Origin of the sequence: Flavobacterium sp. 9, from assembly GCF_002754195.1 — a bacterium.
In the GTDB taxonomy this organism is placed as follows: domain Bacteria; phylum Bacteroidota; class Bacteroidia; order Flavobacteriales; family Flavobacteriaceae; genus Flavobacterium.
Map to the genome: position 1 here is coordinate 4,559,781 of NZ_PEEU01000001.1, position 16,489 is coordinate 4,576,269.

Annotated in this window: 10 protein-coding genes; 7 read left to right on the forward strand and 3 right to left on the reverse strand. The window is 34.6% G+C overall.

Annotation, left to right across the window (positions count from 1 at the left end; all coding sequences use genetic code 11):
• Positions 1 to 17: 17 nt before the first annotated feature.
• Positions 18 to 380 carry a helix-turn-helix domain-containing protein gene (locus tag CLU81_RS18925; RefSeq protein WP_099711212.1) on the forward strand — a complete coding sequence of 121 codons (363 nt, stop codon included), beginning with the start codon at positions 18 to 20 and terminating at the stop codon, positions 378 to 380.
• A gap of 353 nt (positions 381 to 733) precedes the next feature.
• Here the strand turns inward: CLU81_RS18925 and CLU81_RS18930 are convergent, their stop codons facing one another.
• Positions 734 to 967 (reverse strand): hypothetical protein, encoded by a 234-nt coding sequence (locus CLU81_RS18930; RefSeq protein WP_099711213.1) that lies wholly within the window; start codon positions 965 to 967, stop codon positions 734 to 736.
• Positions 968 to 1,335: 368 nt separating this feature from the next.
• Here CLU81_RS18930 and CLU81_RS18935 point away from each other — a divergent pair, with 368 nt between their 5' ends.
• The 4 genes from CLU81_RS18935 (at position 1,336) to CLU81_RS18950 (ending at position 8,980) form a co-directional block, all read left to right on the forward strand.
• Positions 1,336 to 1,662 (forward strand): hypothetical protein, encoded by a 327-nt coding sequence (locus tag CLU81_RS18935; protein WP_144444527.1) that lies wholly within the window; start codon positions 1,336 to 1,338, stop codon positions 1,660 to 1,662.
• Positions 1,663 to 2,007: 345 nt separating this feature from the next.
• A complete protein-coding gene (locus CLU81_RS18940; protein WP_099711215.1) occupies positions 2,008 to 4,914 on the forward strand; it encodes an FAD-binding and (Fe-S)-binding domain-containing protein in 2,907 nt (968 codons plus the stop codon).
• A gap of 371 nt (positions 4,915 to 5,285) precedes the next feature.
• Positions 5,286 to 7,220: an amino acid permease gene (locus CLU81_RS18945; protein ID WP_099711216.1), complete on the forward strand. Its 1,935-nt coding sequence runs from the start codon at positions 5,286 to 5,288 to the stop codon at positions 7,218 to 7,220.
• A 665-nt stretch (positions 7,221 to 7,885) separates the two neighbouring features.
• A complete protein-coding gene (locus CLU81_RS18950; RefSeq protein ID WP_099711217.1) occupies positions 7,886 to 8,980 on the forward strand; it encodes a DUF695 domain-containing protein in 1,095 nt (364 codons plus the stop codon).
• 72 nt (positions 8,981 to 9,052) lie between these two features.
• Here CLU81_RS18950 and CLU81_RS18955 read toward each other — a convergent pair whose 3' ends face one another.
• Complete coding sequence (locus CLU81_RS18955) at positions 9,053 to 12,976, reverse strand: starch-binding protein (protein ID WP_099711218.1); 3,924 nt, start codon at positions 12,974 to 12,976, stop codon at positions 9,053 to 9,055.
• Between the two features lie 721 nt (positions 12,977 to 13,697).
• Positions 13,698 to 14,900: an aminotransferase class I/II-fold pyridoxal phosphate-dependent enzyme gene (locus CLU81_RS18960; RefSeq protein WP_099711219.1), complete on the reverse strand. Its 1,203-nt coding sequence runs from the start codon at positions 14,898 to 14,900 to the stop codon at positions 13,698 to 13,700.
• Between the two features lie 339 nt (positions 14,901 to 15,239).
• Here CLU81_RS18960 and CLU81_RS18965 point away from each other — a divergent pair, with 339 nt between their 5' ends.
• Both CLU81_RS18965 and CLU81_RS26990 read left to right on the forward strand, forming a co-directional pair.
• Positions 15,240 to 15,695 carry an Lrp/AsnC family transcriptional regulator gene (locus CLU81_RS18965; protein WP_099711220.1) on the forward strand — a complete coding sequence of 152 codons (456 nt, stop codon included), beginning with the start codon at positions 15,240 to 15,242 and terminating at the stop codon, positions 15,693 to 15,695.
• A 414-nt stretch (positions 15,696 to 16,109) separates the two neighbouring features.
• Positions 16,110 to 16,481: a hypothetical protein gene (locus CLU81_RS26990; RefSeq protein WP_199174579.1), complete on the forward strand. Its 372-nt coding sequence runs from the start codon at positions 16,110 to 16,112 to the stop codon at positions 16,479 to 16,481.
• The last annotated feature ends 8 nt before the right edge of the window (positions 16,482 to 16,489 follow it).

The window sequence follows — 16,489 nt, forward strand, 5'->3', positions numbered from 1 at the left end:
TATTTTTGCAAGAAAAAATGATTGGGGAAAAAATCAGAAAAATCAGAATTATTAAGGGATATTCTCAGGAGTATATTGCTGATTTATTAGAAATATCGCAATCTGCGTACTCTGATATTGAAAGAGGTAAGACAAAAATTAATTTAGAAAGATTAAGGGAAGTAGCTTTAATTTTTGAACTTGATGTTAATTATATAATGAATTTTCATGAAAATCAATTCTCAACAAAGACAATTCAAACTAATTCAAAAGAAATTGATAATGAAGAAAGAATAGTAGAAGTATTTGATATAGAGCGTGAATTATATAAAGAACAGATTGCTAATTTAAAAAATGAAATTGCTTATTTGAGAAGTAAATTGGATAAAAATAAGTCATAATTTATTTCAACGAATTAGAAATCTACATATCGGCGCAAGCCTGTCGCTCGTGAATGAAGCGAATTCTAAGTAATAAGAAATTTTGTAAATAGTTGAGTTTACTATTAATTAGTTCACTTTTTTATTTTTTTGTCTTTTGAAGATTTAAGCAATCCTATGTAAGTTAATATTTCAATTATTAATTCTATCATGAAATTTAAATTTTAATGTAATTGATTAAATGTATTACAATAATTTGATTTTAAAAAGTAATTCCACAAAGTAGATTAACAATTATAGACTTAATAAATAAATAGAAAACCTCGATCTTCAAAAATCGAGGTTTTCTATTTATTATAAATTTCAATAAAAACTTATTCCACACTCAAATAAGGATTTAAAACTTCGGCTAATTCATTGAGCCAATAAAAGCTGTTTTCGAGGTTGACGATTTCGTTATGAAATGTTTTGTCTTCTCTCATAAGTCCTAAAGCTAGTATATAATTTACTTGCCTTATTGCTTTTGCCATTTCTTCTGGCTCTATTGTATTGTTGAAAAAATCTGTCAGCCTTTTTTCGGCTTCTTTTGAAAGGGTGTTTGTACTCATAATTTACATTGTGTGAATATAAAACCCGTGTAGTAATGAGATTACTTGATTAAAAGCAATCAAATGACCATACCACAAGAGTAAAGTTTTTAATATCAACATTCTGTAAATTAGGAATTGTAAATATAATGAAATTTTGACTAATAAATAGGTTTTTTCCTTCAAATAAAAAAAATGTTTTTAAGATAGAAAATACAGTTCACAAGGCGTAAAAAGAGTTTTGGTCTAAAATTAAAATAGTTATTTTTACAAAATTATGATCGAAAAAATTTTAGCCGACTATATCAGTTTTATTAGAGGTTTTGAAACTTTATTAAAAAAGAAATATAAACAAGATAAAAATCCATGTTCGTTTTTACATACCTTTTTTGAAAGAAAAGGAACTATTGAAGGAATTGATTATTGGTTTCATGGGAAGTGGCTGTACGGCTGAAAAAGACGGTATTATATATGAGTATGACATTACTATAAACGAAATTAAGTTTTCGCAATGGAAATTTTCAGAGTTTATTAGAACACATTCTGAGTATCAAAAATTAAATTTTAGTCCTGATTATATTGAATATGAATTATATCAACTTATAAATAAAGGAATATTAGGTTGGTTAATTATTGAAGGAATAGAAGGAACTCCTTTTGGATGTGTTTTTATGAGTTACAGAGTTCTTCAGGAACCGCCTTTTCTTATAAATTAATTTTTTCGAAAAGTTTCTTATAAAACCAAAAGCCCTAGCCCTGATGGGAGGGAAAATCCTTTTATGCCGGGGTTCGGCATAAAAGATTGGAAGGACAGCAGGAAATAGCTTCAAATCGAAATTCTGATAAAACTAATTCCATTCTGGTTGTTGATTAATGTACGAGTTTAAGTTTCAAAAGCCTTCAACTACGCTCAGGGTGACACTTGGGGTAAATTCCAATAGAAAAAAATCCAAATTTCAATTCAAGAAAACACGATCAAAGAAAAAAACTTAGAACCTTAGCGTCTCAGTATCTTAGAACCTTAAAAATTACCTATTTTTGTGAAATCATATTCAGCAAAAATGTCAATAGTTAAAGAGTTAGAACAATTATCAGAATCCTTAGAAGGAACACTTTTATACGACGATCTTCATAAAACGCTTTATTCGACCGATGCTTCGGTGTATCGAATCAGACCAAAAGCGGTTGCCGTGCCTAAAACGATAGAAGATATTAGTAAACTAATCAAGTTTGCGGGGAAACATCATATTTCGATTACGCCAAGAACTGCCGGAACTTCACTGGCGGGACAAACGGTTGGTGACGGAATTGTGGTTGATGTTTCGAAGAATTTTACCAAGATTCTGAATTTTGACCCGATTAAAAAAACGGTTACGGTTCAGCCTGGCGTGATTCGCGATGAACTGAATTTATTTCTGAAACCTCACGGCGTATTTTTTGGTCCGAATACTTCGACTTCAAATCGTTGTATGATTGGCGGAATGGTGGGAAATAATTCTTCGGGAACTACTTCGATTCGATATGGCGTAACGCGCGATAAAATTGTCGAAATCAAAGGAATTTTGAGTGATGGTTCTGAAGTGGTTTTTAAAGAACTGACTTCGGCTGAATTTATCGAGAAAACCAAAGGTGACACTTTAGAAAATAAAATATATAAAAGCCTTTACGACGAACTTTCGATAAAAGCGACACAAGACGAAATTATAAAAGAGTTTCCGAAACCTGAAATTCACAGAAGAAATACAGGTTATGCGGTTGATATTTTATTAAAATCGGATTTGTTTGGAGGAACGGAACCAACAATTAACGTTGGAAAACTGCTTTGCGGAAGTGAAGGAACGCTGGCTTTTACTTATGAAATTACGTTGAAAGTTGATGATTTGCCGCCTGCCAATAATATTATGGTTGTGGCGCATTATCATAGCATTCAGGAATCGCTGGAATCTGTTGTTGTGGCAATGAAACACCATTTGTATACAGCAGAAATGATCGACGACACGATTTTGGATTGTACTAAAACGAATCGGGAACAATCTAAAAACAGGTTCTTTTTGGTTGGTGAACCTAAAGCGATTATGATGTTTGAGGTCGCTTCGCATGATGCTGAAGATGCCGAGAATCAGGCGAATGCTTTAATGGCGGATTTAGAGAAAAACAATTTTGGATATGCGCTTGTAAAAATTTACGGTGCTGATATTGAAAAAGTAAATGAACTTAGAAAAGCCGGTCTTGGACTTTTAGGAAGTATTGTTGGAGATAATAAAGCAGCCGATTCTATTGAAGATACGGCGGTTGAGTTGAGAGATTTACCAGCTTATATTGAAGAGTTTTCGGCAATGATGTTGCGTCACGGACAGGAAGCGATTTATTATGCGCATGCTGGTGCGGGAGAACTGCATTTGCGTCCGGTTTTGAATTTGAAGAAAACATCTGACTTAAAATTATTCAGAACTATTGCGACTGATGTTGCGATTTTGGTTAAAAAATATAGAGGATCTTTAAGTGGTGAACACGGCGACGGAATTGTGCGTGGAGAATTTATTCCGTTTATGATTGGCGAAACGAATTATGAATTGCTGAAAAGAATCAAATTGGCGTTTGACCCGAATTCGGTTTTGAATATTGGGAAGATTGTAAACGCCTTGAAAATGGACGAAAATCATCGTGTAGTTTCGGGCAGAGTTGAACCGGATATTAAGACATTTCAGGATTTCTCAGATAGTTTAGGAATTTTGCGTGCTGCCGAGAAATGCAATGGTTCTGGAGATTGTAGAAAATTGCCATCGGCAGGAGGAGCAATGTGTCCGAGTTATCGTGCGACCAAAAATGAAAAAGAAACGACGCGTGCAAGAGCGAATGCGTTACGTGAATATTTGACTTATTCTGAGAAAGAAAACAAATTTGATCAGAAAGAATTATACGAAGTTTTTGAGTTGTGTGTAAGCTGTAAAGCCTGCGCAAGTGAATGTCCGAGTAATGTTGACGTTGCAACTCTTAAAGCAGAATTTTTATATCAATATCAAAAAGCAAACGGATTTTCGACTCGAAATAAGATTTTTGCGCACAATGCAAAACTGAATAAAATGGGAAGTTTGTTTCCGTCGATTACAAATTTTATTTCGAATCAATCTCTCGTTAAAAAAAGTATGGGAATTGCGCCGGAGAGACAAGTTCCGCTTTTGGCGAAAAAGACTTTCAAGAAATGGTACGAAAATCATAAACCACAAAGTAATAATTTCCCAAACGGACAAGTGTATTTGTTTAATGACGAATTCACGAATTATTATGATGTGAATATCGGAATCGACGCTTTCGAATTATTAACCAAATTAGGTTACGAAGTTTTAATCGTGGATCATGAAGAAAGCGGAAGAACGTATTTATCGAAAGGTTTTTTGGAAGAAGCCAAGAAAATTGCAAATATCAATGTCAATATTTTCAAGGATTTAATTTCCGCGAAAGCGCCTTTAATAGGAATAGAACCTTCGGCAATTTTGACTTTTAGAGACGAATATTTACGTTTGGCAGATGATAAAGAAAGTGCTGAAAAAGTATCGCAAAGCGCTTTCACGATTGAAGAATTCTTTAAAAAAGAAATTTTAGACGGAAAAATAAAAGCGGATTCATTCTCGGATGAAAAGAAAGAAATCAAAATTCACGGACATTGTCATCAGAAATCTTTGAGTTCTGTAGAAGCAACTTTCGCAATGCTGAATTTGCCAACCAATAATACGGTTACAATTTACAATTCGGGTTGTTGCGGAATGGCGGGATCTTTTGGTTACGAAAAAGAACATTATCAGGTGAGTATGCAAATGGGTGAAGATACGTTATTCCCAAAAGTACGTGCAACCGCTCAAAATGTAAAAATTGCAGCAGCAGGGACAAGTTGTCGCCATCAAATTTATGACGGAACAAGTAGAGAAGCGCAACATCCGGTGAGTATTTTGAAAAGCTGTTTGCGTTGAGATATGGCACGCGGATTTGACGGATTCACTTCGTGAAAGCGCGGATTATGACGGATTTTTTTTGTTTATCTTGAGTTTAGTCACGTATCAAAAGATTTTTGTTTCACGCAGATTTTACAGATCTAAGCAGAATTAAGTAGATTTTTATTTAAAATAATTTGCACATATCTGCTTAAATTATTTTAAATCTGCGTGAAATTTATATTAAAAGAATCCGCGCTAATCAGTTTAATCCGCACAATCAGCGGGCAAAAAATATTCTAATAAAAACAAAATCGCTTTATATGTTTGAAATCAAGATAATTTTTACATTATTTGCAAAATAAAACCATAAAGACTGAAAGATATTAATTTTAAAAGCAAAATCACATATGGCATTATCAGGTTTATTCCGTAAAAAGACGGTACAAGATATTCTGAAACAAGTTGCAAAAAATGAAGCAGATGGGCATAATGCATTAGGAAAGCATTTGACCACTAGGGATTTAACTGCATTTGGAATCGCAGCAATTGTTGGTGCAGGGATTTTTAGTACTATCGGAAAAGCCAGTGCAGATGGTGGTCCAGCCGTTATCTTCTTGTTTTTGTTTACAGCACTTGCTTGTAGTTTTGCCGCTTTTGCTTACGCCGAATTTGCTTCGATGGTTCCGGTTTCCGGAAGTGCTTATACGTACTCGTATGTTGCTTTTGGAGAAATTATCGCCTGGATTATTGGTTGGGCTTTAATCATGGAATATGCTGTTGGGAATATTACGGTCGCGATTTCGTGGAGTGATTATTTTACGGGACTGCTCCAGAGTGGCGGGATTCATTTGCCACAGTGGATTCAAATGGATTATTTAACTGCTTCAAACGGATTTAAAGACGCTACTGCTTTAATGCAAGGCGGAAAATCATACGAAAATTTAAGTACTGCTTTACAAGCTTCTTATACGGCGTGGACTACAGCGCCAACAATTGGTTCTTTTCACTTTGTGGCTGATTTACCGGCTTTATTTATCATTATTTTAATTACAGCATTGGTTTACAGAGGAATGAAAGAATCTCGTAACGCCAGTAATGCAATGGTAGTTGTAAAACTTTGTATTGTACTTTTGGTTATTGCGGTTGGTATATTTTATGTTGATACGGCTAATTGGGATCCGTTTGCACCAAATGGAGTTAGCGGAGTTCTAAAAGGAGTTTCGGCAGTTTTCTTTGCTTATATTGGTTTTGATGCAATCTCTACAACTGCAGAAGAATGTAAAAATCCGCAACGTGATTTACCGCGCGGAATGATGTGGGCGATTATCATTTGTACTATTTTATATATCGCCATTGCCTTGGTTTTAACCGGAATGGTGCGTTATAACGAATTGAATGTTGGAGATCCTCTGGCGTTTGTTTTCGATAAATTAAACCTAAAATGGATGTCGGGAATTATTGCCGTAAGTGCGGTGGTTGCTATGGCGAGCGTTTTATTGGTTTTCCAAATGGGACAACCTCGTATCTGGATGAGTATGAGCCGTGACGGTTTATTGCCAAAGAAATTTTCTACTGTACATCCAAAATTCAAAACACCATCTTTTGCTACAATTGTAACAGGTTTTGTGGTTGCGGTTCCAGCTTTGTTTTTGAATTTAACAATGGTGACAGATTTATGTAGTATTGGTACTTTGTTTGCCTTTGTATTGGTTTGTGCAGGAGTTTTGGTATTGCAGAATAAAACGGATATTCCAAGAGGAAAATTTAAAACACCTTATATTAATTCTAAATTTATTTTGCCTGTTTTATTGATTGCGGGATTGTATTATGCTTTTGCTTTTAATAATAAAGCGACAATGGCTTTTATAAATAATGAAGCGCAAACAAATGATGCGACGACAATTATTACCTCTTTGAATAAAGAAGAATCAACTAAAGTTTTCAATTATTTAGAAAGTATTGATGTTCACAATAAAACTGCCGAAACATCAGATTTAGAGCATTTATTAAGCCAATATCAAGACGACGACGCTAAATATGCTGAGGTTGTAAAAGGTTTGCCAATCAATGATTCTTTAAAATACGAATCAGGTTTCAGTTTATTCAAACATAAAATTCCAATGTGGATTTTCATATTTGTTTTGATTGGATTGACTGTTTGGGCTTTCAGACAAAATCTTTCTCTAATTCCGTTATTAGGACTTATTTGTTGTCTTTATATGATGGCAGAATTAAGTGTTTGGAACTGGATTTACTTCACAGTTTGGTTATTACTTGGATTGGTTATTTACTTTACTTATAGTCGAAAAAATAGTAAACTGAATACTATTACTGAAGCTTAGATAATTATAAATTATTAGTTATTAATTATAAATGAAAACCGTTCTGAGATTATTTTCATGACGGTTTTTTTTTGTCATTTCGACGGAGGAGAAATCACACTAGAAGATCGACAACGATTGGTTACTGTGCTTTTATGGCACGCGGATGACACTGATTCGCTATTGCGAAAACGCAGATTTACACTGATTTTGCCGGCTTTTTTGTCATTTCGATTTCGATGATAATACCGATTTTTTTTAGGAGCTAATCCCGCTATCCGTTTCAATCTTTTGTGGCGAACCCCGCCACAAAAGGATTTTCACTTCTATCGGGGCTAGTTCAATCATTTTCGTCTAATTTGTCATTTCGAGGAACGAGAAATCTTCACAAGTAACTCCGCAAAGTTTAGAATTAATAATTATGTATTTCATCATTATCAAGCTTTAAAATCTTAATAGTGATTTTTGATTTTGGTTGTCGAGTTTCTTGTGAAGATTTCTCGTTCCTCGAAATGACAAGATTGTGTTATTAATTGTGAAGGATTAATCCATTGAAAATGATACAAAGCAAAAAACCGTTCTGAAAACAATCTCAGAACGGGTTTTTTGTAAATGTTTTTTTATTCTTTTAAAAGCTTTTTCTTAGGTTTGTCTCCAGTAAATTTTTAATTTAATTTTTTTGATACATGGGTTTTTTCGATAAGATATTGGGTAAAAAAGAATCTCCAATAGTAACATACAGTGATTTTTGGAATTGGTTCTTAAAACATGAAAAAGAGTTTTTTAAAGTTGTTAAAAGCAGGCAGAATATTAACAAAGATTTCTTTAATAGACTAGCTCCAAAGCTTGATGAACTTCATGAAGGAATTTATTTCTTGACTGGAATGTTTAATGATCAAACTGCTGAATTAATTCTCACTCCCGATGGAATAATTAAAAATATTTACATGGTTGAAGATTTAGTAAATAATGCTCCACAAATTAATGGTTGGAAATTTACAGCTCTTAAATCAGGATCTAATAGGAAAGATTTTAGTATTAATTATGATGGAATTAAATTTAGCACTGAAAATTTAAAATTTTACCCTAATGTAGATGAAGATTATCCTGATGAAATAGATTTAATCATTTCGTACGATAGTTACAATGAAGAGAAAAAATCACTAATAACTAATGCTGTTTACATTTTTTTGGATAATTATTTAGGTGAATTGTATACAGTTACTTTAATCGATAAATTGAAAGTCGTTGGAGTAAATGATATTTCCCAAGAATTAATTCCAATGGAAAAATTAAAAGATTATCTAATCTGGAGAGAAAAAGAATTTATAGAAAAATACGAAGGCACCAGACATAACACTGAAAATGATGGTTATGCAAATTTTGAATGGGAAAGAGAAGATAACAAAGTTGTATTAGCTCTTATTAATACAACATTATTAGAATGGGATAAAAAAGCATCACATCCATGGATTATTACTGTTGGAATTCCATTTAAAAAAACAGATGAAAGTGGCTTGCCTGATGATGAAACCTACAAATTATTAGATGAAATTGAAGAAGAAATAATGTTTAGTCTTCCAGATTCAGATGGATATTTAAATATTGGTCGAGAAACGTCAGATGGTAAAAGAGAAATCTTTTTTGCTTGTAAAGAATTCAGAAAACCTCCAAAAGTTTTAGATCAGATAATTAAAAAATACAGTCAAAAATTTGAGATGGATTATGAAATCTACAAAGACAAATATTGGCAATCTTTTAAGCATTTTGAACAAAATTAAATAACAAAAACCCGTTCTGAAAATAATCTCAGAGCGGGTTTTTTTATTTGAATTAATAAAGTTTAAAAGAATTTACTTCTTGATAATCTTTTGCATGGTTTCTTTTCCATTTTCCAATCGGATTGTGATGAAATAAAGTCCGGTACTCAAACGACTTACATCGATGGTATTTGTATTGGATTTTCCTTCCTGAACAATACTTCCTTGTGCCGAAATTATGCTATAATCAGTTATTGGAATAGTAGAGTTTACCTGCAAAGTGTTATTTACAGGATTTGGGAATAAACGAACAGCATAACTTTCTTCTTCAGTTGTTGGAGCTGCAATCAATTTAGAAGTTGTTGAACCCCAAGTATACGAGTAACCATCTGTTTTATTCAATAAATCGGCGGTTTGATTTGCAGAACCGCTCGAACCATTATTAAAAATCACATTTACAGATGTTGGCCCTGTTATGGTATATTTATAAAAACCATTTGTATCGGCTACCATTGCAACTCCCGGCCAGGTTGTGTTGGCAATACTTCCTGATGGAACAGCATTCCAATAATGTACTTTTGGAATTCCAGTCCAGTTTGTTGGAGGTTTGAAATAAACCGTAAGAGTTGGAACCGCATTAAAAGTATAAACTTCGGTTTTTACTGCTGAAGAAACTCCGCTGGTATTAACTACAAAAGCTTTTAAAGTTGTATTTGCAGTAAAGGCAAATGATTTAGAACCAATTGCAGATGCTGAACTTGTAGTTGGCGTTGTTCCGTCTAAAGTGAAATAAATAGTCGAAGATGTTTGGTTTGCCGTCAAAACAACATTTACAGTAGTTCCTGTTGTAAATGTTCCGCCTGGTTTTGAATTTGTAAAATCAGGAGCAATTACAGGACATCTATTGGAAGGTTCTGCACCCAACCAAGCCGAATCGTAGAATTTAATTCCCGCAGTAGTGCTCAAATCGGCAGTTTTAAGACTTCCGTCATTAAACAATAAATTCGTTGCACTTACTGTCGACGGAAAAGTATATTTGTACCAATCTCCACAATCCTGAGTCATTGCAACTCCAGGGTACGTTACTGCAGGAGCAGTTCCGGTTGGTGACCAATAATATATTTTTATAGCAGAATTCCAGTTTGTTGGTTTTTTAAAGTAAACCGTAAAAGTAGTTGGCGTACTAAAAGTATAAGTTTCTGTTTTAACGGCAGAACTTGTTCCCGCTACATTTTTAGCAAAAGCTTTAAGTGTAGTTGTGCTGTTTATCACCAATGTTTTGGAACCTACCGAAGAAGCCGAAGCCGTTGTTGGCGTTGTTCCGTCTAAGGTGTAATAAATTGTCGAAGTGTTTACGTTTGCTGTCAAAGTCAGGTTTACAGTTGTTCCGGTTGTGAAAGATCCGCCTGCTTGCGAAATTGTAAAATCAGGAGCTATTACAGTTGAACATCTGTTTGCAGGTTCAGAAGCTAACCAAGCGCCATCATAAAACTTAATTCCGCCAGTAGCACTTAAGTCGCCAGTTTTTAATGTGCCGTCGTTAAATAATAAATTTGAAGCCGTTACAGTCGACGGGAAAGTATATTTATACCAATCTCCACAATCCTGTGTCATCGCTACTCCAGAATATGTTACTGCGGGAGCAGTTCCGGTTGGCAACCAATAATATACTTTTACAGCAGCGTTCCAATTTGCAGGTTTTTTAAAATAAACCGTGAATTCCGGAATTGCTCCAATCGTATAAGTTTTAGTAACAATCTCAGATTGATTTCCGTCTTTATCTACCGCAAATGCTTTAACAGTTGTAGTTTGCGCAATATTCAGCGTTTTTGTAGATTCGACAAAAGCAGACGAAAGAGTAGGAGTAGAACCGTCAGTTGTGTAATATAATTTTGGTTTAGGATCTGTGCTGTCAGTTGCTGTAATTGTCACATCTATTGCTGTTGTAGAATTACTTGTATCTGGAGTAAAAGCAATTTTTGGAGCAACATCCAGATTTTTTCCAACCCAAACGTGCTGAATTTTAGACTTGGTCACATTCCCTTTTTTATCTGTAACTTCAACATAATAATCTAATAATTTCTCAGATATTCCTGCAATTTCTGCCGAATATTGATTGGCAATTACATCAGGAAGCATGTATAAATCAGCTTGAGGATTATTGGTGAAATTCCCTTTAGGGAAAACTCTTTCCGTCATAGGTAATGTTACCCAGCTTCCCACTTCGGCACCACCGGCATAAGTTTCATTTTGATTTGAGGAAAGACTGTTTTTTCCATCGACATCTACACGATATTTTAATTCAGATCTTTCGATTCCGCTTACATCATAAGCAAAAGTGTATACCGTAAAATCTGCCGAATTCAGAAAATCTTTATAGGCATAAGGCGCTCCATATCCTTTTTCGCCAGGATTATAAGGCCAACGTTGCGGAATAAATACAGACGGTTTTGTAGCATCTACACCAGGATGAGCATCCAGAGTAGGTTTTGCAAATTGCACACATCGGTTAACGGCCAAAGTTGTTTTTATTTCTAAATCTTCGGCCAGACCGTAATAAGCATTTCCGCTATCGTAACCCGCCATTAAAAAATGCCAAGCTTTTTCGGCAGGACTTACAGCAGCTGTTGGATTTACAATTTCGCTCATTCTAAGATTATTTCCTTCCAGTTGCTCCGCCATGATTGCATGGTTTTCTCCGGCAGTTGTAATCGCTTGATTCATCATATCTTCAGTCCAGCCATTTGGATTGAATTTTTTCGTAACCGGATCAAAAAATGGCCACAACCAATTTGTAAATTGCGGATGTCCAAAATCGCCATCAGCATTTACCCAAGCTCCGTCTTCAACATGCACAACTGCAGATTCAGGAACAGGATTATCTTGTAAATATTGCGGAATAGTAGTCGGAATATTTCCGTTGGCTGCCGATGCATGCGAAAATCCCGTAACCGATTCGTTGTAATACGAAGAACCTCCGCCCCAAGCGTTATCGCCATCATGCGCAAATAATACCAAAGGAGGTCTTGGCGAAGTCGAAGCTTTTGCAACAATTGGAGCAATCAGCGAAGTACCAATTGTAGCATATCCATCTTCATAACTCTCATAATCAGCCATAGGAACCACAGTAATTTTGTATTCCTGTGCTGTTTCCGGATCAACATATTTTGCCTTGTACGGAAGATAAGAATACGGCACGGCAAACTGACCGCCACGAGCATCTTTTTGAGCCGAAAACCAAGTGTTTCCAGTAGTTTCTACCTGATCTGCTTTATTAGGAACATCGCACATTGTACCGCCAGAACCGTATTTTATTGGATAATCAGCAAGTGTTCTCGATAAATGGCTGTTGGCAATAACAGACCATTCGATACCACATTCCGTCAAGGTTTTTATAATCCTTTCAGAAAAAGCACATTCTGCAGGCCAATATCCTTTAGAATCATGAGAGCCAAATAATTGTGCGCTGTAATATTGATGCGCTTTAATTTCTTTTTTCAAAGCCTCGTCGCTCAAAAGTGGCGAAAGCGCATGATGCATCGTAAACGAAACAACTTCCATACGAGGAAATCCGCCCGAGGTTTTCCAACCTTTAGCATCTTTAATATTCTGCGTCCAGGAATTAGAATATCCCCATTGATTGGCTTGAGCAAGTTCATTAACGTTTTCCATCAAAGAACCTCCGTAAGTAATTTGCGCTCCGGCTTTGGCCAAATCCCTAATCGAATTAATAGCATTTTTTGGTGCAAATTGATAAGCTGCAACACGATCACCGGTGCCAAAAATTTCTTCAAGATTGTTTGTAGGATGCGCAAGTCCATTTTTGTCATTATTAGCCCCAGAAACTTTTAAATCCTGAGACTCTTTTACGATCTGATATCGGTTCGGATTCTTTTTACTTATATCTCCCCAATATGTGGGCTGATGCAAGTGCCATAAGTAAGATGTATTCACCTGTGCCTGCAAAAAAGCAAAGGGAATTAGTAGCGCATAAAGCAAAAGTAAGGTTTTTTTCATAATTCAATTTTAGTTAGTTAAGTGGTTATTTTTTTGTTAAAAGTATATTTTATTAACATTAAAATTATTTAATAATCTGAAATTGATTAACTACAACGTTTTAGTGTTTACAACTTTTTATAATTAGTGAAGAAAAAAAACTTTATTCGCATAATTTGTTGGTTTATTTTGAAGAATTGATGTATTGTGTTTTTAATTATTTGAAAATGAGTAAGTAATGTTTTTTGAAACAAAAAATCCGCTTAGAGAAGACTCTAGCGGATTTTAAACAACCTAATAAAAAATCGTGCAAATTTATTTATAAAGAAGTGTTTTGTTTTTGTAAGAAATGATAAAGCTTTTTCACGCAGATTTAAAAGAATTAAAGCAGATGCATGCAGATTAATTTAATAAAAATTGATTTAAATCTGCCTGAATCTGTGAAATCTGCTTGAAACAATTTAAACGATTACTAAACTTTTTTTCACGCAGATTTAAAAGATTTAAGCAGATGCGCGCAGATTAGTTTAATAAAAATCGATTTAAATCTGCCTGACTCAGTGAAATCTGCGTGAAACAATTAAACTATTACTAAACTTTTTTTCGCGCAGATCCTGCAGTTTTAGCCGTTTCTTTTTATAGGTTTCTATAAAAGATCGGGATAATTCCCCAAATCTGCGCGAAGAAAATCTTTAGTAAATCTGCATTAATCAGTAGAATCAGCAAAATCCGTGGGCTAAATCTATAGGATTCCAAGTTCTACCATACATTCCTTCATCATTTCGTAAGTGCGCTGAATATCGTTATCCAAACCAATCGAGAAACGAATCAGACCATCAGTCAATCCCATTTCTTGTTGCTCTTCAAGCGGAATTTCACTAGAAGTCGAAGTTCCAGGCGCGCTAAATAATGTTTTGTAAAATCCTAAACTTACCGCCAAATATCCAAGGTTTCTTGCTTGCATTAACTCCATTAATTCATTGGCTTTAGCCAAAGTTCCAACGTCAATTGTCAACATTCCGCCAAAACCATATTCCGGATTAATCATCGTTTTGTACAATTCATGACTCGGGTGACTTTTTAATCCCGGATAAACCGTTTTTAAACCGTCATTTTCAAATTGATCTGCCAGATAATGAGCATTATGACTGTGTTGTTTAATTCTAATATGAAGCGTTCGAAGATTTTTCATCACCGAAGCAGATCTCAAACTATCCATAGTTGGTCCCAAAAGCATACTCGCTCCAGAGTTCACATTTTTAAGCGAATTGATAAATTCTTTCGATGCACAAGTTACGCCACCAACCGTATCGCTGCTTCCGTTAATGTATTTTGTCAAACTATGAATCACAATATCAGCGCCTAATTTTGCAGGAGAAACCGACAAAGGCGAAAAGGTATTATCAACAACCAATTTCAAATTATGCTTTTTAGCAATTTGAGCCAAACCAGCAATATCGGCAACTTCTAATAACGGATTACTAACCGTTTCGCAATACAAAACTTTCGTATTTGGCGTAATTGCCGCTTCAACAATATCCAGTTTTGTAATGTCAACAAAGCTTGTTTCAATCCCAAAACGAGGCGTAAAATTCTTTAAAAAAGCATAAGTTCCACCATAAATTGTTCTGCTTGAAACGATATGATCGCCAGCACCGCATAACTGCAATAAAGTAGGCGTAATTGCGCCCATTCCTGAAGCCGAAACATTTGCAGTTTCTGTTCCTTCCATCGCTGCCAAAGCCTGATCTAAATACAAATTACTTGGCGAAGAATGGCGCGAATACAAATAACAGCCTTCCATATTGCCTTCAAAAGTATCGAACATTGTTTTTGCCGATAAAAACGTATAAGTCGAAGAATCAGAAATCGAAGGATTCACTCCTCCAAATTCCCCAAAATATTGCAAGTCCTGAATTTTATCAGCTGGATTAAAGTTTTTCATAATAGTTTTTTTGTTTTGTTTGTTTCAAGTTTCAGGTTTCAAGTTCCAACAACCTGAAACTTGAAACCTGAAACATTTTTTGAAGCTATTTCCTGCTATCCGTTTCAATCTTTTGTGCCGAACCCCGGCACAAAAGGATTTTCACTTCTATCAGGGCTAGGCACTCAGTTTCAAAATAAATTCTATTCAAAATAACATCTTATTAGAAAAATAATCAATAATGTGTTTAATAATTAGATTTTAAAACTATTATATTGTATTTATAAAGATTATTATTCTAAATTTGATTCAGAAAACTCAAATCGCTAGATTTTCTTTCATTTCCTAAAACCATAAAAAATGACTTTAGACGCCACCGACAAAAAACTCTTGGTTCTATTACAAACCGACAGTAAAAAAACAACCAAAGAATTGTCTTTAAAACTTAACCTTTCGGTAACTGCTGTTTACGAAAGAATCAAAAAGTTAGAACGCGAAGGAATAATCAAAAACTACGTAGCTTTAGTCGACAAATCAAAAATGGAAAAGGGATTTGTAGTTTTCTGTCATTTAAAACTCATTCAGCATACTAAAGAATTCCTAACCAAATTCGAAAGCGAAGTCATCAAACTCAACGAAGTTTTAGAATGCCATCACGTCAGTGGCGATTACGATTATATCCTAAAAGTTCTCGTAAAAGACATGGAAGCTTACCGCGAATTTTTAGTAACCAAACTCACAACCTTACAGCATATTGGCAGCACACAAAGTATGTTTATGATTAGTGAAGTCAAGAATTCGACGGTTATTTTTTAGAGGTACTGAGGTTCTGAGTTGCTAAGGTTCTGAGGTTTTAGAGTTTTAGGGGCAAAGGTTCAGAGGTTCAAAGCGACAAAAGTTTATTTTAGAGACACACAGCAGTGCGTCTAAAACAGGATGAGTTTTTAAATTTTTATTTTTGAATTGCCTCCAGCTTTAGCTGGAGTTTATATAAATTCCAATTGAATGGCTTTAGCCAAACTTTACTATTTTGGCTAAAGCCTTCTTTTTGTTCTCCTATTAATATCTCCAGTTAAAACTGGAGGCAATTCAAAAGCTGAATTTTTACATCTTTACGATTTTATAAGAAGTAAAAAAATCTGCATTATCTGCTAAATCTGCGAGAAAAACTTTTTATAATTCCAGAAATGATTTTTTTAAATTTGAAACTAATAATAAATACCTATAGTAATGGAACAATGGAAACCAATATCATTAGATGACCTCTATGATGGAATTCAGAAAACAGAAAAAGATCTGGATGAAGAATTGAAAAACTTTTGGGATTTGATTAAAATTGATCCAATAAAATGGGAGGAGAAAGAATATGGAGTAATGGGAGGTGGTTTCTGGGTTGTCGCTATTTTTGGTCATCAAGTAATTTGGTATAATGATATTGAAGAAGGATTTAATATTTCTGACTATAAAACATTTGGAAAAATTGAAGATTATTGGTGCGATCAAGACGAGCTTGTTCATGTAATTTACAGATTGGTTGAATTTGTGAAAGGTGAAAGAGGAGCTATAGGAGGAAGACGTGGTTCGGCAGAAAGTATGCTCTAATTAAAAAG

Excerpts from the sequence above, each read along its gene's own strand:
- CLU81_RS18925 (WP_099711212.1), top strand. The coding sequence starts at position 18 with ATGATTGGGGAAAAAATCAGAAAAATCAGAATTATTAAGGGATATTCT.
- CLU81_RS18930 (WP_099711213.1), bottom strand. The coding sequence starts at position 967 with ATGAGTACAAACACCCTTTCAAAAGAAGCCGAAAAAAGGCTGACAGAT.
- CLU81_RS18940 (WP_099711215.1), top strand. The coding sequence starts at position 2,008 with ATGTCAATAGTTAAAGAGTTAGAACAATTATCAGAATCCTTAGAAGGA.
- CLU81_RS18945 (WP_099711216.1), top strand. The coding sequence starts at position 5,286 with ATGGCATTATCAGGTTTATTCCGTAAAAAGACGGTACAAGATATTCTG.
- CLU81_RS18950 (WP_099711217.1), top strand. The coding sequence starts at position 7,886 with ATGGGTTTTTTCGATAAGATATTGGGTAAAAAAGAATCTCCAATAGTA.
- CLU81_RS18955 (WP_099711218.1), bottom strand. The coding sequence starts at position 12,976 with ATGAAAAAAACCTTACTTTTGCTTTATGCGCTACTAATTCCCTTTGCT.
- CLU81_RS18960 (WP_099711219.1), bottom strand. The coding sequence starts at position 14,900 with ATGAAAAACTTTAATCCAGCTGATAAAATTCAGGACTTGCAATATTTT.
- CLU81_RS18965 (WP_099711220.1), top strand. The coding sequence starts at position 15,240 with ATGACTTTAGACGCCACCGACAAAAAACTCTTGGTTCTATTACAAACC.
- CLU81_RS26990 (WP_199174579.1), top strand. The coding sequence starts at position 16,110 with ATGGAACAATGGAAACCAATATCATTAGATGACCTCTATGATGGAATT.